General features: G+C 64.1%; 21 protein-coding genes. 13 read left to right on the top strand and 8 right to left on the bottom strand.

Features of this window, described 5'->3' with window-relative positions; all coding sequences use genetic code 11:
- The first annotated feature begins 198 nt into the window (after positions 1 to 198).
- From X268_RS27460 to X268_RS27415, 10 genes are all read left to right on the top strand, one after another.
- Complete coding sequence (locus tag X268_RS27460; RefSeq protein WP_128927825.1) at positions 199 to 3,171, top strand: patatin-like phospholipase domain-containing protein; 2,973 nt, start codon at positions 199 to 201, stop codon at positions 3,169 to 3,171.
- A 143-nt stretch (positions 3,172 to 3,314) separates the two neighbouring features.
- On the top strand, positions 3,315 to 3,467 hold the full coding sequence (locus X268_RS27455; RefSeq protein WP_018317799.1) for an aa3-type cytochrome c oxidase subunit IV: 153 nt from the start codon (positions 3,315 to 3,317) through the stop codon (positions 3,465 to 3,467).
- Positions 3,468 to 3,604: 137 nt separating this feature from the next.
- A complete protein-coding gene (locus X268_RS27450) occupies positions 3,605 to 4,732 on the top strand; it encodes a Re/Si-specific NAD(P)(+) transhydrogenase subunit alpha (protein ID WP_128927824.1) in 1,128 nt (375 codons plus the stop codon).
- Positions 4,733 to 4,743: 11 nt separating this feature from the next.
- On the top strand, positions 4,744 to 5,061 hold the full coding sequence (locus tag X268_RS27445; RefSeq protein ID WP_014492434.1) for a proton-translocating transhydrogenase family protein: 318 nt from the start codon (positions 4,744 to 4,746) through the stop codon (positions 5,059 to 5,061).
- A gap of 39 nt (positions 5,062 to 5,100) precedes the next feature.
- Positions 5,101 to 6,501 carry an NAD(P)(+) transhydrogenase (Re/Si-specific) subunit beta gene (locus X268_RS27440; RefSeq protein ID WP_128927823.1) on the top strand — a complete coding sequence of 467 codons (1,401 nt, stop codon included), beginning with the start codon at positions 5,101 to 5,103 and terminating at the stop codon, positions 6,499 to 6,501.
- 215 nt (positions 6,502 to 6,716) lie between these two features.
- A complete protein-coding gene (locus tag X268_RS27435; protein ID WP_128929405.1) occupies positions 6,717 to 7,514 on the top strand; it encodes an alpha/beta hydrolase in 798 nt (265 codons plus the stop codon).
- A 97-nt stretch (positions 7,515 to 7,611) separates the two neighbouring features.
- On the top strand, positions 7,612 to 8,946 hold the full coding sequence (locus X268_RS27430; protein ID WP_245477985.1) for a sodium:proton antiporter: 1,335 nt from the start codon (positions 7,612 to 7,614) through the stop codon (positions 8,944 to 8,946).
- 48 nt (positions 8,947 to 8,994) lie between these two features.
- Entirely contained in the window at positions 8,995 to 10,092 is a 1,098-nt protein-coding gene (locus X268_RS27425) for a calcium:cation antiporter (RefSeq protein ID WP_128927822.1), read from the top strand.
- A gap of 111 nt (positions 10,093 to 10,203) precedes the next feature.
- Complete coding sequence (locus tag X268_RS27420) at positions 10,204 to 10,488, top strand: cupin domain-containing protein (RefSeq protein ID WP_091956448.1); 285 nt, start codon at positions 10,204 to 10,206, stop codon at positions 10,486 to 10,488.
- A gap of 92 nt (positions 10,489 to 10,580) precedes the next feature.
- Complete coding sequence (locus X268_RS27415; RefSeq protein WP_128927821.1) at positions 10,581 to 11,498, top strand: hypothetical protein; 918 nt, start codon at positions 10,581 to 10,583, stop codon at positions 11,496 to 11,498.
- A gap of 30 nt (positions 11,499 to 11,528) precedes the next feature.
- Here X268_RS27415 and X268_RS27410 read toward each other — a convergent pair whose 3' ends face one another.
- Positions 11,529 to 12,179 (bottom strand): tetratricopeptide repeat protein, encoded by a 651-nt coding sequence (locus X268_RS27410; RefSeq protein ID WP_128927820.1) that lies wholly within the window; start codon positions 12,177 to 12,179, stop codon positions 11,529 to 11,531.
- 249 nt (positions 12,180 to 12,428) lie between these two features.
- On the bottom strand, positions 12,429 to 12,725 hold the full coding sequence (gene rpsU, locus X268_RS27405) for a 30S ribosomal protein S21 (RefSeq protein WP_008546194.1): 297 nt from the start codon (positions 12,723 to 12,725) through the stop codon (positions 12,429 to 12,431).
- Between the two features lie 259 nt (positions 12,726 to 12,984).
- Between rpsU and aqpZ the strand changes: the two genes are divergently transcribed.
- Complete coding sequence (gene aqpZ, locus X268_RS27400) at positions 12,985 to 13,707, top strand: aquaporin Z (protein WP_128927819.1); 723 nt, start codon at positions 12,985 to 12,987, stop codon at positions 13,705 to 13,707.
- Between the two features lie 37 nt (positions 13,708 to 13,744).
- Here the strand turns inward: aqpZ and X268_RS27395 are convergent, their stop codons facing one another.
- Both X268_RS27395 and purE read right to left on the bottom strand, forming a co-directional pair.
- The gene (locus X268_RS27395; protein ID WP_128927818.1) at positions 13,745 to 14,851 is read right to left on the bottom strand and encodes a 5-(carboxyamino)imidazole ribonucleotide synthase; all 1,107 of its coding nucleotides are present in this window, start codon (positions 14,849 to 14,851) and stop codon (positions 13,745 to 13,747) included.
- Complete coding sequence (purE, locus tag X268_RS27390; protein WP_128927817.1) at positions 14,848 to 15,336, bottom strand: 5-(carboxyamino)imidazole ribonucleotide mutase; 489 nt, start codon at positions 15,334 to 15,336, stop codon at positions 14,848 to 14,850. Before purE ends, X268_RS27395 begins: the two co-directional genes overlap by 4 nt.
- Positions 15,337 to 15,477: 141 nt before the next feature.
- On the opposite strand from purE, the gene X268_RS27385 reads away from it, so the two are divergent.
- Complete coding sequence (locus X268_RS27385; RefSeq protein WP_164937958.1) at positions 15,478 to 16,206, top strand: GGDEF domain-containing protein; 729 nt, start codon at positions 15,478 to 15,480, stop codon at positions 16,204 to 16,206.
- Positions 16,207 to 16,208: 2 nt separating this feature from the next.
- On the opposite strand, the gene X268_RS27380 is transcribed toward X268_RS27385, so the two are convergent.
- The 3 genes from X268_RS27380 to X268_RS27370 form a co-directional block, all read right to left on the bottom strand.
- On the bottom strand, positions 16,209 to 16,460 hold the full coding sequence (locus X268_RS27380; protein ID WP_128927815.1) for a hypothetical protein: 252 nt from the start codon (positions 16,458 to 16,460) through the stop codon (positions 16,209 to 16,211).
- A gap of 82 nt (positions 16,461 to 16,542) precedes the next feature.
- Positions 16,543 to 16,761, bottom strand: a complete 219-nt coding sequence (locus tag X268_RS27375) for a hypothetical protein (RefSeq protein WP_128927814.1) — start codon at positions 16,759 to 16,761, stop codon at positions 16,543 to 16,545.
- A gap of 124 nt (positions 16,762 to 16,885) precedes the next feature.
- Complete coding sequence (locus X268_RS27370; RefSeq protein ID WP_008546179.1) at positions 16,886 to 17,092, bottom strand: YdcH family protein; 207 nt, start codon at positions 17,090 to 17,092, stop codon at positions 16,886 to 16,888.
- A gap of 330 nt (positions 17,093 to 17,422) precedes the next feature.
- Between X268_RS27370 and X268_RS27360 the strand changes: the two genes are divergently transcribed.
- A complete protein-coding gene (locus X268_RS27360) occupies positions 17,423 to 17,602 on the top strand; it encodes a YdcH family protein (RefSeq protein WP_061880823.1) in 180 nt (59 codons plus the stop codon).
- A 278-nt stretch (positions 17,603 to 17,880) separates the two neighbouring features.
- Here the strand turns inward: X268_RS27360 and X268_RS27355 are convergent, their stop codons facing one another.
- Positions 17,881 to 18,984, bottom strand: a complete 1,104-nt coding sequence (locus tag X268_RS27355) for an NAD(P)/FAD-dependent oxidoreductase (protein ID WP_128927813.1) — start codon at positions 18,982 to 18,984, stop codon at positions 17,881 to 17,883.
- Positions 18,985 to 19,086 lie beyond the last annotated feature (102 nt).

Here is a 19,086-nt window from a genome sequence, read left to right as displayed (position 1 = left end):
GCCGGCTTCGAGCATCTGTCGCCAGCCGCCCCGTATTTTCAGCCGGCGCATTTTGACGCGACCTCGAGACGACCGGTCCCGGGATCCTGCTCGCTGGCATTGAACGTTAGGGCCAGAGGCGAGACTAACCCTATAGATATTTGAGGTATTTCTTCAACTTTTGATTGCCGATCGCCCATTGCCGTCCGGGAGGTCATGATGCCCGACCAGGGACAAGTTCCGCGACCTGAGGCCGCGCGGAACGCCGCGGCCTTCGAAGAGGAAACGCCCTGGTGCGAGAAGCACCAGCAAATTGTGCGCGACGAGATCGAGGCGATCAACACGCGCCGCGAGGCGACGCGGCAGATCAATCCCGACCGCGTCGAAGCCTGCCAGATGCTCGACGTCGTCGGGCTCGCTCTGTCCGGCGGCGGCATCCGCTCCTCGGCGATGTGTCTCGGCGTGCTCCAGGCGTTGAACCACCACGATCTGATCGGGCGGATCGACTATCTCTCCACCGTGTCGGGCGGCGGCTACATCGGCACTTCGCTCAGCACGACCATGACGGTGACAGGGCGTTTCGTGTTTGGCCAGCGGCCGGCGGGCGGCACGGCGACCGCAAGCGAGATCAGCGACACGCCGTCGGTCGGCCATATCAGGAACTACTCCAACTACCTGATCCCGGCCGGCTTCCGCGATCTTTTGACCGGGATCGCGATCGTTGCGCGTGGCCTGATCGCCAATATCGGACTGACGCTGCCGATCGTGCTGCTGCTCGCTGCGGTCACGATCTGGTCGACGCCGCTACGGAGCTGCCTGACCGTCGCCAACTTCTTCGGTGTCGATCTCGCCGACGGCGCACTGCCGCAGTGCGAGTTGCACCATTTCGGCTGGATCGCAGACCGCTTCGGCTTCACGGCGATCGGCACCATCGTCGCGCTGGTGCTGCTTGCCTGCGGCGGAATTGCCTATCTGCTCGCGCGCGCCGAGCGCGGCATCGGCCCGACCGTCTTCTTCACCTATGCCGCGGCGATCGCGTTCCTGCTCGGTATCGCCTGTGACTTCGCACGCGTCCTGCAGATCAAGCATTTCGCGCTGACGCTGGCGACCGCCATCATCGGCGTCGGCCTGTTCTTCGGCTGGGCGCTCAAGCAGTCGTTTGCGAGTCCGGAAAAGCGCCAGGAGTTTCGCTCGCATTGGCCGACCGCCGGCGCCACTTTCCTGGTGCTGCTTGCGGTGATCGCATTCTTCGAGTTCCAGCCGTTCATGCTGTCGCAGATGTTCGACGTCGTCGACGGCGATGCGATCGGCAGCCCGGTCGGTGGTGTCGCGGTCACCTGGATCAAGTCCCTCGCTGCGATCGCCGCGCCGATTGGCGTGTTCGTCACGGCCTTCAGGCAGCAATTCGCTGAATTCCTCAAGGGCAACAGCGTGTCGTCGCAATGGGGCTCGCTGGTGCTCGCGATCGCTGCCAAGATCGCGCTGTGGATCGCGGGCCTCGCGCTGCCGCTGATCATCTGGGTCGCTTACCTCTATCTGGCCTATTGGGGCATCGCCAACGACCCGCTCGAAAAATGCCAGGCGCCGCTGGCCACCGTCGGGCAGAGGAGCTGTCTTGCCGCCAGCAAATCGACCTTGCCCGTATCGGGCAATCTGGCCGGCAAGATTGCGTTCGACGCGGGCGCAGGCACCTTCTCGGCCGAGATCACGCCGCAGCCCGCCGCACCGACGGCGACGATGGAGTGGCTGACGCCGGTATCTCACGTGCCGGCCTGGCTCAGATTCGCCGCGGGCAACATCGCACGGCAATTCCATTGGGCGGATGCAGGTTCCGGATATTCGCACAGCCTGCCCCTGGTGATCCTTTATGCGCTCGTCGGCCTGCTGCTGTTTGCGATCTCCTGGTCGTTGACGCCGAACGCGAATTCGCTGCACCGCCTGTACCGCGATCGGCTCAGCAAGGCCTTTCTGTTCGACCCCGATCGTTCGGCAGACGGCAATATCGCGCGCGCCGAGGCGAGCCTCGACCAGGGGCGTGATTTCAAGCCGCTCGACCGCATGAAGTTGAGCGAGCTCTACGCAATCGCCAATGACGGCGCCGTGCCGGGTAATCAGCCAGCTGCGCCGAAGCTGGGGGCGCCCTATCACCTCATCAACACCGCGCTGAACATCCAGGGCTCCGACTTCGCCAACCGGCGCGGTCGCAATGCAGACTTTTTCGTCTTCTCACCGCTCTATGTCGGCAGCGAGGCGACGCGCTACGCCAGGACGCAGGCTGTCGAGCGTCTCGAGCAAAGCCTCGACCTCGCCACCGCCATGGCGATCTCGGGGGCGGCGGCGTCTTCGAACATGGGCTCGAACTCGATCAAGGCGCTGACGCCGACGCTCGCGCTGTTGAACGTGCGGCTCGGCTATTGGCTGGGCAACCCGCGCTATGTCGAGGCCACCACCCGGCCGCAGCGCCGCTCCACGCCGCTATTCCTGTGGTCGGAAATCTCGGGCCGCCTCTACGAGAACAGCGACGGCGTCTATCTCACCGATGGTGGCCACATCGAAAATCTCGGCGTCTATGAGCTGCTGCGCCGCCGCTGCCGGGTGATCGTCGCGGTCGACGCCGAGGCCGACGCGCCGATGAATTTCGCCTCGCTGATGAAGCTGCAGCGCTACGCCCGCATCGATCTCGGCGTCCGGATCGATCTGCCCTGGACCCCGATCCGCGACCGCACACGCGCCATCATGGCCGAGAATGCGGACCAGACCTCCGCGCCAACGTCCCCTGAGACCTCGGAGCAGGCATCGAAGGAACACGTCCATGTCGCGATCGGCGTCATCGATTATGGCGGCGATGACAAAGGCTATCTCGTCTACATCAAGTCATCGCTCTCCAGCGATGAGAATGACTACATCCGCGACTATGCGCGGCGGAACGGCACGTTTCCCCACGAGACCACCGGCGATCAGTTCTTCTCGGAGGAGCAGTTCGAGGTTTATCGCGCGCTCGGGTTTCACATGACCCATGGCTTCCTGGCCGGCGACCATGCCGTGGCGGTCGGTCCCGGTACGGCCCCGCGGATGGCGCGGTTCACCGCGGCGGGGGAGACCGCCGTCGACGAGGTGCGCGAGGCGCTCGGCCTTCCGCCGCTCCGGTCACGGACCGAGAGCCGCGCTGCTACAATGATCGATCAGGGTTGAGCACGACGAGAGCCCGAATTTCGGCAATTGGAATTCCAAATGACCTGATTTGCGGCAAAACCCCGCCCGCGTGCCGTTGCCCTGCCCGAAACTTTGCGGTATCCCAGCCCAAGAATTGGACTTTCGACTGGGGACATACCATCATGGCTGACCATAGCGAAGTGGCGTACAGCACCGCCGACGGCAACGATTACGTTGCTCACGAGCAGACCTACGAGGGCTTCATCAAGCTGGTGAAGTACGGCACGGCTTCGGTCGCGCTCATCGTGATCCTGATGGCGATCTTCCTCACCTGATCCTTCGCCTGCTGCACCGCCAGCGTCGTCGGTGCTCATAAAATTTGCATTCAAGCCGGTGCCAAAACCGGTATCCAACGTTGCGGGAGTGACGCTAAGTTTGCGTGCGCGCTTTGTCCCGCGTCGCCGGAGGGCCTATGAAGATCGCCGTTGCCAAGGAAATCGATCCGTCGGAGCCGCGTGTCGCCGCTTCGCCTGATACGGTGAAGAAGTTTAAGGCGTTAGGCGCCGAGATCGCCGTCGAGCCGGGCGCCGGCATCAAGTCGGGCCTGCCGGATTCCGAATTCACCGCGGCTGGCGCCACCGTCAGCGCAGATGCGCTGAAGGATGCCGACATCATCATCAAGGTGAAGCGTCCCGAAGCCTCCGAGTTGTCGCAGTACAAGCGCGGCGCGCTCGTCATCGCCATCATGGATCCCTACGGCAATGAGGCCGCGCTGAAGGCGATGGCCGATGCCGGCGTCTCTGCCTTCGCGATGGAACTGATGCCGCGCATCACTCGCGCACAGGTGATGGACGTGCTGTCCTCGCAGGCGAACCTTGCCGGCTACCGCGCCGTGATCGAGGGCGCCGAAGCTTTCGGCCGCGCCTTCCCGATGATGATGCCCGCCGCCGGTACCGTGCCTGCCGCAAAAGTGTTCGTGATGGGCGTCGGCGTCGCCGGCCTGCAGGCGATCGCGACCGCGCGCCGCCTGGGCGCCGTCGTGACCGCCACCGACGTGCGTCCCGCCACCAAGGAGCAGGTCGAATCGCTCGGTGCGAAATTCCTCGCGGTCGAGGACGAAGAGTTCAAGAACGCGCAGACCGCCGGCGGCTACGCCAAGGAAATGTCCAAAGAGTACCAGGCCAAGCAGGCCGCGCTCACCGCCGAGCACATCAAGAAGCAAGACATCGTGATCACCACCGCGCTGATCCCGGGCCGTCCGGCGCCGAAGCTCGTCTCCGGTGAGATGGTCAAGTCGATGAAGCCGGGCTCGGTGCTGGTCGATCTCGCCGTCGAGCGCGGCGGCAATGTCGAGGGTGCAAAGCCCGGCGAGGTCGTCGACGTCGATGGCATCAAGATCGTCGGCTACACCAACGTCGCCGGCCGCGTTGCCGCCTCGGCCTCCAGCCTCTACGCACGCAACCTGTTCTCCTTCATCGAGACCATGGTCGACAAGAAAGAGAAGAAGCTCGCCGTGAACTGGGATGACGAGCTCGTCAAGGCCACGGCGCTGACCAAGGACGGCGCTGTGATCCACCCGAACTTCCAGCCGAAGGCATAAGGAGACCCGCCATGGAGCATGCTGCACAGGTCGTCGACCCCTTCATCTTCCGGCTGTCGATCTTCGTCCTCGCCGTCTTCGTCGGCTATTTCGTGGTGTGGTCGGTGACGCCCGCGCTGCATACGCCGCTGATGAGCGTGACCAACGCGATCTCCTCGGTGATCGTGGTCGGTGCGCTGCTTGCCGGCGGCGTCGCCAATGTTTCGAGCGGCTCGGGCTGGGCGCGTGCCTTCGGCTTCGTTGCGCTGATCTTTGCCTGCATCAACATCTTCGGCGGCTTCCTTGTCACCCAGCGCATGCTGGCGATGTACAAGAAGAAGTCGAAGTAAGCGGCCACCTCGGGCTGATGGGATCAATGGGGACCTGAGATGAGCGCCAACCTCTCTGCATTTTTGTATCTCGTGGCGGGAGTGCTGTTCATCCTGTCGCTGCGCGGGCTGTCGAGCCCGGCGTCGTCGCGCCAGGGCAATCTGTTCGGCATGATCGGCATGGCGATCGCGGTCGCCACCACGCTTGCCAATCATCCGCCGGCAGACGGTCTGGCCTGGGTGCTGGTGATCGTCGGCATCGCGATCGGCGCTGCGATCGGTGCGGTGATCGCACGGCGCGTGCCGATGACCTCGATGCCGGAGCTCGTCGCCGCCTTCCACTCGCTGGTCGGCATGGCCGCGGTGCTGGTCGCCGCCGGTGCGTTTTACGCGCCTGAGGCTTTCGACATCGGAACGCCCGGCAACATCCATCCGCAGAGCCTTGTCGAGATGTCGCTCGGCGTCGCCATCGGCGCGCTGACCTTCACCGGCTCGGTGATCGCGTTCCTGAAGCTGTCCGCGCGGATGAGCGGCGCACCGATCATTCTGCCGTTCCGCCACGGCATCAACATCGCGCTCGCATTGGCTCTGGTGTTCTTCATCGTCCGGCTCGTGCTCACGGGCGGCGCGTTCGACTTCTGGATGATCGTCATCCTGGCGCTGGCGCTGGGCGTGCTCATGATCATCCCGATCGGCGGAGCCGATATGCCGGTCGTAATCTCGATGCTGAACTCCTATTCGGGCTGGGCCGCAGCCGGCATCGGCTTCACGCTCGGCAATTCCGCGCTGATCATCACCGGCGCGCTGGTGGGCTCGTCCGGCGCCATCCTGTCCTACATCATGTGCCACGCGATGAACCGGTCCTTCATTTCGGTCATCCTCGGCGGCTTCGGCGGCGAGACCGCTGCGGCCGGCGGTGGCGGATCCGGCGAACAGAAGCCCGCCAAGCTCGGCTCGGCGGATGACGCCGCCTTCATCATGAAGAACGCCTCCAAGGTCATCATCGTGCCCGGCTACGGCATGGCGGTGGCGCAGGCCCAGCACGCGCTGCGCGAGATGGCCGACATCCTCAAGAAGGAAGGCGTCGAGGTGAAGTACGCCATTCACCCGGTCGCCGGCCGTATGCCGGGCCACATGAACGTGCTGCTCGCCGAAGCCAATGTGCCCTATGACGAGGTGTTCGAGCTCGAGGACATCAACTCCGAATTCGCGCAGGCTGACATCGCCTTCGTCATCGGCGCCAACGACGTCACCAATCCGGCGGCCGAGGAGGATAAGTCCTCGCCGATCTACGGCATGCCCGTGCTCCAGGTCTGGAAGGCCGGCACCGTGATGTTCATCAAGCGCTCGCTCGCCTCCGGCTATGCCGGTATCGACAATCCGCTGTTCTACCGCGACAATACCATGATGCTGCTCGGCGACGCCAAGAAGGTCACCGAGAACATCGTCAAGGCGATGTAACGCGAAGGAAGCGGACCGTGGCCATAACAAGGAATGGCACCGGTCTCATCGCATGCCAGTGAAGGCGACGCGCGAACAGCGCATCCAATGGCATGCCGCCCACAAGGCGGCATGCGGCTGTCGCGAGGTACCGGAAAGCCATCGGCCCGACGTCATCAAATTGCTGCGGAGCCGCCGCAAGCCCTGAGAGAGGATCGAGGGCGGGCCGCGCAATGATCACCATCGCCAAATGGACAGTCATCCTGCTCGTGGCCGTCTATCTTGCCGCGCTCGTCGTTCTGTACGTCCGGCAGCGCGAGATGCTGTTTCCCATCCCGACTGCCGCGCGGACCTCCCCTGACGCGGCGAATTATCCCGAGGCGGAAGAGCACGTCCTGACCGCCTCCGACGGCGAGACAATCATCGTCTGGCACGTCCCCGCCAAGCCCGGCCGTCCCGTGATCCTGTACTTCCCAGGCAATGGCGATTTTCTCGCCGGCCGCATCGATCGCTTCAAGGCGATGACGGCCGACGGCACCGGCCTCGTCGCCCTGTCTTACCGCGGCTATGCCGGCTCGAGCGGGGCGCCGAGCGAACAGGGCCTGCTGCGCGATGCCGCAGCCGCCTATGCCTTCACCACCGCGCGCTATGAAGCGGAACGAATCGTCGCCTGGGGCTTTTCGCTGGGGACCGGCGTGGCGGTCGCGCTTGCCTCGGAGCATCGTGTTGCAAAGCTCATCCTGGAGGCCCCCTATACATCGACGGTCGATGTTGCAGCTTCCTCGTTCTGGTTCGTTCCGGTGCGCCTGCTGATGCGCGATCCGTTTCATTCCGACCGGCGCATCGCGCGCGTCACGGTGCCGCTGTTGGTCATGCATGGCACCATTGACCTTGCGATTTCGATCGTGTTCGGAGAGCGTCTGTTCGCGCTCGCGCATGAACCGAAGCAGTTCGTTCGCTTTGCGGGCGGCGGACATGACAATCTCGATGGTTTCGGTGCGATCGCAACGGCAAGGCGCTTCATTGAACAATAACCGACTGGCTACCCGGCTCCGGGGCGTATCCCTCGCCGGCATCCTCACCTTGCTGCCGCAGCAGGCATGGGCCGCAACCGGGCTCGATGGTGCGGCGATGCGTTGGCCCTATGCGCTGCCCTTTGCCGGTCTGCTGCTGTCGATCGCGCTCGGACCGCTGCTATTTCCGAAAATCTGGCACCATCACTATGGCAAGATCGCGGCTGCCTGGTCGCTGCTGGCGCTCGTTTCGCTCGTGATCTTTGCCGGCAGCATGGCGACGCTGGCGGCGCTCGTGCACGCCCTGCTCGCCGAATATCTCGGTTTCATCGTGCTGCTGTTCTCGCTCTATGTGGTGGCCGGCGGCATTCTCATTACCGGCGACATCAAGGCCTCGCCGGCGATCAATGTCGGCATCCTCGCGCTCGGGACGCTGGGCGCAAGCATTGTCGGCACCACGGGTGCGGCGATGATCCTGATCCGCCCGCTGATTCGCGCCAACCGGCCGCGGCGCCACAACGCCCATGTCGTCATCTTCTTCATCATCCTGGTTGCCAATGTCGGCGGCGCGTTGACCCCGCTCGGCGATCCCCCGCTGTTCGTCGGTTTCCTGCACGGGGTCGACTTCTTCTGGACCACGCGGACCATCTGGTTACAGACCGCGATCGTGGCCGGGCTGCTGCTCGCGATCTTTGCCGTCATCGACTTCTGGCGTTTCCGCGGCGAGCCGCTGCCGGGCGACACCGGCCCCAGGGAGCCGGTCCGGATCCGCGGCCTCGTCAATCTGGTGCTGATCGCGGCCATCGTCGCGAGCCTTCTGGTGTCGGCAATGTGGAAGCCCGGCGTCGCCTTCGATGTTCTCGGGACGAAGCTCGAGCTGGAGGATCTCGCGCGCAATCTGGTGCTGCTGGCCATCGCAGCACTGTCGGTGTGGCTGACGCCGGACGAGCACAGGCAGGCCAACGGCTTCACCTGGGAGCCGATCCGCGAGGTCGCAAAACTGTTCGCGGGCATCTTCGTTGCCATCATTCCGGTCATTGCCATGCTTAACGCCGGCCACGACGGCGCCTTCGCCTGGCTGCTGTCGGCCGTGACGGGGCCGGACGGCGCGCCGCGCGAAGTCGCCTATTTCTGGTTCACTGGACTGATGTCGGCATTCCTCGACAATGCGCCGACCTATCTGTTGTTCTTCGAGCTCGCCGGCGGCGACCCGCAGGTGCTGATGCATCAACTCTCGGGCACGCTTGCATCAATCTCCATGGGCGCGGTCTATATGGGGGCGCTCACCTATATCGGCAACGCGCCGAACTTCATGGTGAGCAGCATCGCCAGCGAGAACGGCATCGAGATGCCGAGTTTCTTCGGCTATCTCCTGCGGGCCGGTGCCGTGCTGATCCCGCTGTTCCTGCTGCTGACCCTGCTGCCGGTCGCGCCGATCCTGCGCTGGCATTGAATCTCGCGCCCGATTTGATACTGCTCATCCAGCAAATGGAGCCGGTGGATGAGCGCGCATGATCCGATGCCCCGGTCTGCCTGGATCTTTCCGGCGCTGGCCGTGCTGTTGTTCGCAGCCGTTGGCGCGACGGACTACGTGTTCACGCTCTCGCTGGGCGGGCTCGTCTTTGCGACCGTCCTGCTCGTCATCCTGTTCGGCACGGTGTTCGCTGCGGTTCATCATGCCGAAGTGATCGCCGAACGGGTCGGCGAACCCTATGGCACGCTGGTGCTGACGCTCTCGGTGACAATCATCGAGGTGGCGCTGATCACCACGATCATGCTGGGTGACAAGCCCGCGCCGGAACTGGCGCGCGACACGGTGTTCGCCGTGGTCATGATCGTCTGCAATGGCCTCGTCGGGCTCTGCATCTTCATCGGCGGCCTGCGCTATCGCGAGCAGGGGTTTCAGCTCTCCGGCGCCAACGTCTATCTCAGCGTCCTGTTCGCGCTTGCGACCATCACGCTGATCATGCCGAACTACACGACCAGCACCCCGGGGCCGGTCTATTCGGCAGCTCAGCTCGGTTTCGTCGACGTGGTCACGCTCGCACTGTACGGGGTGTTCCTCTACACCCAGACCGTCCTTCACAAGGACTACTTCGTCCATGAACGGGCGGACGGGGGGAGCGGCGCGGCGCATCTGTCCGGCAGGATGTTCACGCTCAGCATCGTGCTGCTGCTGATTGCGCTCTTGGCGGTGGTGCTGCTTGCCAAGAAATTCTCGCTGGTGGTCGATGCCGTTGCAGCCAAGATCGGCGCGCCGCCGGCCTTTGCCGGCCTTTTGGTCGCGCTCCTGATCCTGATGCCCGAAGGTGTCGCGGCCGTCGCTGCGGCCCGCAAGAACGACCTCCAGAAGAGCATCAACCTCGCGCTCGGCTCGTCCCTGGCCACCATCGGGCTGACGATCCCGGCCGTCGGCATTGCCACCTACGCGCTCGACAAGGAGCTCGAGCTTGGCCTCAGCGCCCAGGGCAGCGTGCTCTTGCTCCTGACCTTCTTCCTGAGCATGCTGACCTTCGGCACGGGCAGAACAAACGTCCTGTTCGGGCTGGTCCATATGGTGGTATTTGCCGTCTACGTGTTCATGGTTTTCGTGCCCTAAAGTGCAAACGCGCTAGGTCACGGCTTGGGCGTGATCGCTCCAGAAGGCCGCCCGAGCGCTCTGCGCCAAGGCGGCCCTTCGGGGGCGGATCATGCCGTAGGGGAGTTTCCGATGCTTGCTGCCAAGTCCGAGGTTCAGGTCGACAATGAGGAGGTCCGGGTGACGGAATGGCGCCTTCCGCCCGGCGGTGCCACCGGACATCACACCCACGGCATGGACTATGTCATTGTTCCCGTGGTGGCGGGGGAAATGACCATCGTGGCCCCCGGCGGCGAACGATCCAAGGCCCAGCTGGCGGCCGGCAAATCCTATTTCCGGAAGGCCGGGGTCCAGCATGACGTACTTAACGAAACCTCAACCGAGATCGTGTTCCTTGAGATCGAGCTGAAGCCGTAAATCCGACCTTACCACTTGCCATCGATCCGTCGCAGTTGATCCCTTACAATGCCCCAAAGTTCCCGCATCAGATCGCGCGGGGAGTGGCCGGAATGCTGAAATACCTCGCTAAAATTTCGATGGATATTTTCCCCTCGGTGCTCGCGACGATCATCGGGGCTTACATCGTTAACCACTATATCAACGCCAAGCCGGCGGCCGATGCCCCTGCGGCCGTCGTGGCGCCTGCCGAGGCCGGCAAGAACGGCAAGCCCGCCGATGTCGCCAATCTCCCGGGGCCCGGCGTCAAGGCCAAGGGCATCCCCGAGAAGAGCATTTCCGAGAAGGCTGGGACCGACAAGGCTGGGACCGACAAGGCAGCGGCCGAGAAGCCCAGCGAAAAGCCTGAGACCAAGGCTGCGGACATCGCGCCCGCCGAGACCCCTTCGCACGGCCGGCCCCCGGCGCGTGAGAAGGCCGCGGCGAAGTCCACCGCCGTTCCGGTGGTGGAGGCCAATTCCGCGCCGGCCGGGACGTCGCCGGCTGCGACCCCTGACGCCAACGATCTGGCTCGTGCCGCCATCGAGCGGCTGCGCAAGTCGCCTGAGGGCAAAGCTGCCGAGGCCAAAGCTGCCGAAAAGGCTGCCGAGATCAAGCCGGTCGATCGGACCTCCGAGCCCGCAGTGCGCGAAGCCACCCGCGTTCCCGAGGCCCCGCGTACCGTCACGACCGAGCCCGCAGTGGTACGTCCGCTGCCGCCGCCGATCACGGTGTCCACGCCCTCGCCCGAGACGTATGGCAATGGCGGTTCGTCGCCGCCCTACACAGCCTCGATCGGCAACGACGACCCGAATCGGATGACGCCGCCGGCTGACATTCCCGTGCCGGTGATTGCGCCGCCGCTTGATCTGCGCGCCGACGCCGGTGCCTCCATGCCCCGGCCGAAGAAGACCAATGTCGCCGATGAGATGCTGTCGGGCATGAAGTCGATGTTCCACTCCGTTCTGCCGAAGACCGCCACCCCCGACTAAGACGGCGCCTGATCGCGCGCTTGAGACTTGTCAGCCGCCGACGCGGGCAAGGCCGCTGCGCGCGGCGTCGTCGCGTGGACGCAGTGAGACAGCCCTGGTGTAGGACGCCGCCGCCTTGGCCTTGTCGCCCAACCGTTCGTAAGCCTGTCCGCGCGTGGTCCAGACCTGGGCGTTGTGCGGATCGGCCTCGGAGGCTTCATCCAGGTCGGCTGCGGCTTCCTTGACCTTGCCGAGCGCGAGATAGCTGGTGGCGCGGCCGAGCAGCGGCTCGACCTTCTGCGGGTTGAGCCCGCTCGCAGCGCTGAAATCGGCGATGGCGAAATCGTGCTGGTTATTGGCCTGATAGATCAGGGCGCGGCCGTAGAGCGCCTGCGCGTTGTAGGGATCGAGCCCGACCGCCCGATTGAACTCGTCGAGCGCCGCCGCGGTCTCGCCCGACTTCGCCAGCGATTGGGCCTTTGCGGTATGGGCCTGGGCCTCGGCGACGTTGCCCGTGCTGACCGCGCTCTCAGCGGGCGCGGAGGCCTTGGGGGCTTCCTGCGGCTTGTCCTTCTCCGGCATCAATGATCCCAGATCGAAGGAGCAGCCGCCCAGCGCGATCCCCATCAAAGCCAGGGCGAACGGCCGCTGCCAGATCTGGCGTAGCCGTGCCAAGCCGCGCTCGGGGAAGGGGGAGGCCATCTACGGTTCGCTCGCGCTAGAGCATGATCCGGAACAGTGTGAAGCGCTTTCCCTCGCGACAAACGCCGAACGCCTTTGCGCGGAGATCGTGCCCAACAACCTAAAGCGCGATGATCATTCGTCCTAGTCTCATCGCGCTGTAGCGCCGCATCAGGAGTGCGCCGTCTCAGAAGGCACCGCTTACAAACAATAACGCGGGCCAGTGGCCCGCGTCATCGAAAACTGAAGAACTTGCAAGATCCGGTAAGATCAGCGCGGTCCGCGCGGACCTGCACCTGGGCCGCCACGACCGCCGCGATCACCGCCGGGGCCGGCGCCGAACACCGGCTTCGGCTTCATCGGCAGCAGGCCTTCACGCTGCAGCTTCTTGCGGGCCAGCTTGCGCGCGCGGCGCACGGCTTCGGCCTTTTCGCGGGCCTTCTTCTCGGAGGGCTTTTCGTAGTGACCGCGGAGCTTCATCTCGCGGAAAATCCCCTCGCGCTGCATCTTCTTCTTCAGCGCCTTGAGGGCTTGATCGACATTGTTATCGCGAACGAGAACCTGCACGCGGCATCCTCTTCAGTGGATCGGATTTGAATTCTGGTAAGACGAAGGGGATGGCGAAACGCGCAAGCCCTTAACCTTGAGCGCGCGGATGTATCAGACAAAACCCGGGATGTCCACCGGCCAAGCGGGGATTCGGGCCAAGTTCAGCCATTAAATAAGGCAAAATATCTCCGTGCGGCCCTGATTTGGGAGATTTGACGCCAAGGGTGGGGCCGTTTCCGGAGCTTTGTTCCGGAATCTTTGAAAGCAGGGGACGACAATGGACATGAAAAAATACGCTGCCGAAGCCATCGGCACTTTTTGGCTCACATTCGCAGGTTGCGGGAGTGCGGTGATCGCCGCCGGCTTTCCCCAGGTCGGCATCGGCCTGGTGGGCGTCTCGCTGGCCTTTGGACTGAGTGTGGTCACCATGGCCTATGCGATCGGCCACATCTCCGGCTGCCACCTCAATCCGGCCGTCACGGTCGGTCTCGCTGCCGGCGGGCGTTTCCCGGCGGGCCAGATCCTGCCCTATGTGATCGCCCAGGTGCTTGGCGCGATCGTGGCCGCATGGCTGCTCTATGTCATCGCGCACGGGGCCCCCGGATTCGACGTCGGCAAGGGTTTCGCATCCAACGGCTATGATGCGCATTCGCCCGGCCAGTACAGCATGATCGTGTGCTTCCTCACCGAGGTGGTGATGACAATGATGTTCCTGTTCATCATCATGGGCGCCACTCACGGCCGCGCGCCCGCAGGCTTCGCACCGCTCGCGATCGGGCTTGCGCTGGTGATGATCCATCTGGTCAGCATCCCCGTCACCAACACCTCGGTGAACCCGGCGCGCAGCACGGGCCCCGCGCTGTTCGTCGGCGGCTGGGCGACGGCGCAGCTCTGGCTGTTCTGGGTCGCACCGCTGATCGGCGGCGCGCTGGGCGGGGTGATCTATCGCTGGTTGAGCGAGGAGCCCGCAGGCGTGGTCGCGGGCGTGAAGACGGCGTAGTCGTCAAACGGGGATCGCGACGATTGCTGCGGTCCCCTCACTTGCCTGTCGAGGGCCTGACTTCGGTGACGTGACCCATCTTGCGGCCGGGGCGCGGTGCCCCCTTGCCGTAGATGTGCACGGTCGCGCCCGGCACGCCCAGCCACTTCTCGTAGTCGTTGATCTCGTCGCCGATCAGGTTGGTCATGGTGACGACCTCGCCATGGCGCACCGGCTTGCCGAGCGGCCAGCCGGCAATGGCGCGGATGTGCTGCTCGAACTGCGAGACCGAGGCGCCGTCGAGCGTCCAATGTCCGGAATTGTGCACGCGCGGTGCGATCTCGTTGACCAGCACCTTCGGTCCTGTGCCATTGGCGAGCACGAACATCTCGACGGCGAGCACGCCGACATAGTCGAGCGCGCTCGCGATCTTGCCGGCGATGCTGCGCGCTTCTTCGGCGAGGGCGTCCGGGATTCCTGCGGGCGCACGCGAGATCTTCAGGATGTGGTCGCGGTGCTCGTTTTCGGTGACGTCGAAGCACTGGACCTCGCCTGTGGCGGAGCGCGCGGCGATCACGGAGATCTCGCGCTCGTACGGCACAAAGGCCTCCAGGATCGCCGACTTGGTGGCGAGGCTGGTCCACGCCTTTGCGATGTCGTCGCCCTCGCGGATGATGGCCTGGCCCTTGCCGTCATAGCCGAAGCGGCGGGGCTTGAGCACGGCCGGAAGGCCGATCCTGGCGATCGCCTCGCGCAGCGAGGAGACGGAGGTGACGTCGGCATAGGCCGCGGTGCCGATGCCGAGCCGGGTCACGAAATCCTTCTCGGCGAGCCGGTCCTGGGTGGTCTCGAGAATCTTTCGGTTGGGCAGCACGGGTCGGCGCGCATCGAGTACCATCGCGGCCGCGGCGGGCACGTTCTCGAATTCGTAGGTGATGACGTCGACGTCGTTGGCGAACAGTTCGAGCGCTTCGACGTCGGCATATTCGGCGCAGGTCGCGTTCAAGACGACGTCGAAAGCCGGCGAGTCCGGATCGGGCGAGAACACCTGGCAGCGCAGGCCGAGCCGCGCCGCAGCCATGGCCAGCATCCGGCCCAATTGTCCGCCGCCGAGGATTCCGATGGTGTCGCCGGGCTTCAGCTTCACGTGCCTGGTGTCGGTCACGCCTTGTCCTCCGGGCGCTCGGCGACCGCCTCGGTCTGTTCCTTGCGCCAGACGGCGAGACGATCGGACAAGGCCGGGTCGGACAATGCCAGCACGGCCGCCGCCAGAAGCGCGGCGTTGGTCGCACCGGCCTTGCCGATGGCGAGGGTGCCGACCGGGATGCCAGCGGGCATCTGGACGATCGAATAGAGCGAATCGAGGCCCTTGAGGGTCTTGGATTCGACGGGAACTCCGAACACCGGAAGCTCGGTCAGCGCGGCCGCCATGCCGGGCAGATGTGCAGCGCCTCCGGCACCGGCGATGATGACCTTGTACCCCGCGGCCTTGGCGCCCTTGGCGAATGCAAACAGCCGGTCGGGCGTGCGGTGGGCCGAAACGATGCGAGTGTCGGCGGCCACGCCGAGCGCGGCAAGCGTGTCGGCGGCATGCCGCATCGTGTCCCAGTCCGACTGGCTTCCCATGATGATGGCGATCGGCGCGGTCATGACGTTAATTGTGCTCGAAAAACAGAAGGATAGGCCAGATTAACGGTTCCGGCCGGCGGCTCGCAAGGCGGTGGCAAGGAGAAGGGAATCCACTATCCTGTCTTGGTGAATCCCCGCAAGCCTTCATTGAGCAGGATGCCCATGAAGAAACCAAAAAGGGCGAGCGCTGCGAAGGCCAAAAAGGGCCGAAAGACCAGCGCCCGCCGATCCGAAGCCGTCCCCGGGCGGCCGGCCAAGCCTCCGGCAAAGCGGCCTCCGCGGCGCGGTTCTCCGGGCGACGATGGAGGCAGGGAAACCGCCCAGGCGACGATCCGGGGCTTGCGGATCAAGCTCAAGACGGCGCAGCGCCGCGTCGCGGAGCTGGAAGCGGCAGCCGATACCGATTTCCTGCTCGAGATTCCCAACCGGCGCGGCTTCGAGCGCGAACTCGCGCGCGCCATCGCCTACATGAAGCGCTACCGTGCCAGTGGCGCGCTGATCGTGCTCGACGTCGACCGCTTGAAGCCGATCAACGATTCCTTCGGCCACGCCGCCGGCGACGAGGTGCTCAAGGCGATTGCCGCCACGCTGACGCGGCAGGTTCGCGCCTCCGACGTGGTCGGCCGGCTCGGCGGCGACGAGTTCGCGCTGCTGCTCTGGAATCTCAGCGAGACCGACGCCAAGGCGAAGGCGGCGGCCTTCGAGCAGGCGATCGACGAATTGTCCTTCGTCTTTCACGGCCAGCACGTGACCGCGGGCGCCTCCACCGGTGTCGCGCTATTGGGAGCGCATTCCGATGCGGGCCGCGCCCTGGAGGAAGCCGATGCCGCGATGTATGTGCGCAAGGCGCGCCGGCGGCACGAGCCGAGGATCAGGCTGGTTGGCAGCTGACGCTACAGCGTGGCGAGATCTTCCGGCACATTGCCGAATTTGCGCAGCAGCGTGGCGTCGCCGAATTCACCGGTCATGGGATCGCCGCGGCGGCTGAAGGCCACTGCGCCGATGTTGCCGGCGCCGCGCGACAAGATCTCGGCGCGCCGCAATGCCGCTGTGGAGCTCTGGCATTCCTCGGCGGCGCCGGCGACTGGCGAGCCGTCGGCATCGATCAGAAAGGGCATTGCAACGTAGTAGGTCACATCCGACATGGCGTTGCTCCGGTGGAGCATGATCCGGAAAGGCGTGAAGCGGTTTTCCGAACAAGATCATGCTTGAAAAGGCGCTTAAAATTCAGGCGGCGCTGCTCTTGTCCCGCATTCCGCTGCGCGAGGAGTCCGGGATGCATCCGGCGGAAATCGCCGCCTGCAATTCCTCCAGCTCGGCTTCCAGATATTCGTTGGCCATGATCAGCGCCTTGATGGTGCTCCGCAGATTGCCGTCGCACATCGCGATCGCCTGGTCGCAGGCCTGTTCATAATGGCTGTTGTCGAGAAGGGCCGTTGCCGACATCTGCGTTATCCTTCAGTTGTCCTTGACCGTTTCCTAGGGCGGTGGGCTGCTCAAATGTTCCTATTTTGTTCTTTCGAGTCAAGCAGATTCATGCCGCGAGCCAGCGCGCAAGCCGGCTCACGGATCAGGCGATGATGTCCGGAGTGATCTGGTCTTCGATGAACGCGATGCGATCACGCAACAACAGCTTGCGTTTCTTCAACCGCTGCAACCGCAACAGGTCGGGGGCGGGCGATTGATGCAGTGCATCGATCGCCGCATCGAGATCTCGGTGTTCCTGCTGCAACCGGGTGAGCTCGGCTTCGAGCTCACGCTCATCTTCATTGGTCATGTCTGCGGTGGCCGAAAACCGATAGGCGTGAGACTTAAGGCTGTGGATGCCCTGTGGAAAGTATCGTCCTTGCGCGGCGTGATCGCAAGCGATCTGCGATCCCTCTTCGCTGATCTCCAGCAACATATTTCTGCGGGGCGCCGAGGTGCCGCGCAAGCGTATTGATATCATGGATTTTTCCCGCGCGGTTCCTTTACTCACGCTTCGTTACATATGAATTTTCAAAAATGACGCTGCGACGACGGATACCCATCGACAGAACGAATCGGTGATGTAGACTTGCTTGTCCGGATCGAATCCTAAGGTTCAACCCTACCGAGGAGGTTTCGAATGACAATTCAGGCACATCTCGTTGAATTGGAACGGAAGCACAAACTTCTCGAAAACGAATTGCACGAAGCTCTCGTGCACCTTTCAACAGACGACCTGCAAATTGTTGAGTTGAAGCGCCGGAAGTTGATGGTCAAGGACCAGATCGAGCGTCTGAAGCACGGCGACACGCTCCACTAGTAACCCCCATAACAGCGTAGAGTTGATCGTACCCTTGTCTCGCAGGGATGAGAGCCTTTGCGCTCATCCCTGCTGCAGGGGGGCGCACCGTGCAGAGATGTCTGCGCGGCGCGCGCTTGCTGTTTCGGCGCGCGCTCACCTTGACGCTGGAATCCACCTCGCGCGGGAGCGCTCTCACTAAAGCATGATCCGGAAAAGTGCGAAGCGGTTTTCCGGAATGATCATGCGCGAACAACAACCTAAAGCGCGATGACGATTCATCCAAATCTCATCGCGCTTCAGACGTCTGCGAGCTCGGCGACGTGGTCTGCAATCGCGAGTGACGACGTCAGTCCCGGCGATTCGATGCCAAACAGGTTGACCAGGCCCGCAACGCCGTGATCGCGCGGGCCCTGCATCAAGAAGTCCTGCGTCGCTACCGCGGGCGGTACGATCTTCGGCCGGATCCCCGAATAGCTCGGCATCAACGCGCCGTCAGGCAGCGTCGGCCAGTATTTGCGGATCGCCGGGTAGAAGCGCTCGGCGCGCGACGGATCGACCTCGTAATTGATCGTCTCGATCCATTCGACGTCAGGCCCGAAGCGCGCCTGACCGGCCATGTCCAGCGTCAGATGCACCCCTAAACCGCCGGGCTCCGGTACCGGATAGATCAGGCGCGAGAACGGTGCCTTGGCATTGCAACTGAAGTAATTTCCCTTGGCGAGATACGCCGGCGGAATTCGGTCCAGCGGCATGCCGTCGATGTTGCGCGCCACCGTCGTCGCCGAGAGTCCGGCGGCGTTGACGAGCAGGCTGCATTGCAGCGTCATCGGCGCCTCGCCGCCGGCCTCGATCTCGATGACGCCACCAGTCGCCTTGGCGCGGATCAGCGGGGTGTGAAACGCGAAGGCCGTGCCGGCGTCCTCGGCTTCACCGCGCAGCGACAGCATGTAGGCGTGACTGTCGATGATGCCGGTCGACGGCGACAGCAGCGCGGCATCGCAGGCCAGCGCCGGCTCCAGCGCGCGTGCCGCCTCGCCCGTGAGCAGCTGCATGTCGAGCACGCCATTGGCCTCGGCGTGGGCCTTGATCGACTGCAGCTTCGCGGTCTCCTGCGGGCTGGTCGCGACGATCAGCTTGCCGCAATTCTTGTGCGGGATGCCGCGCTCGGCACAGTAGCGGTAGAGCGCGTGCTTGCCGTCGACGCACATGCGCGCCATCCAGCTCCCGGCGCGGTAGTAGATGCCGGCATGGATCACCTCACTGTTGCGCGAAGAGGTGACGGTGCCGATCGCCTCGGCCTCTTCGAGCACGATGACCTCGCGCCCGGCCTGTGCAAGCTTTCGGGCCACCGCGAGCCCGACCACGCCGGCTCCGATGACGACACAATCGACCCTATCCATGGTTGTGCAGGATGTCCGCTGGAAGCGCCGGTGGCGCCAGGCATGGAACGAATGGCGCGGGGCCATTTTCCGTTAAGGAAGAATTTATCATGTCAGGCCAAT

Origin of the sequence: Bradyrhizobium guangxiense (assembly GCF_004114915.1) — a bacterium.
Classification (GTDB): domain Bacteria; phylum Pseudomonadota; class Alphaproteobacteria; order Rhizobiales; family Xanthobacteraceae; genus Bradyrhizobium; species Bradyrhizobium guangxiense.
Note: the sequence above shows the minus strand (reverse complement) of the source record. Positions and strands in the feature narration are given on the sequence as shown.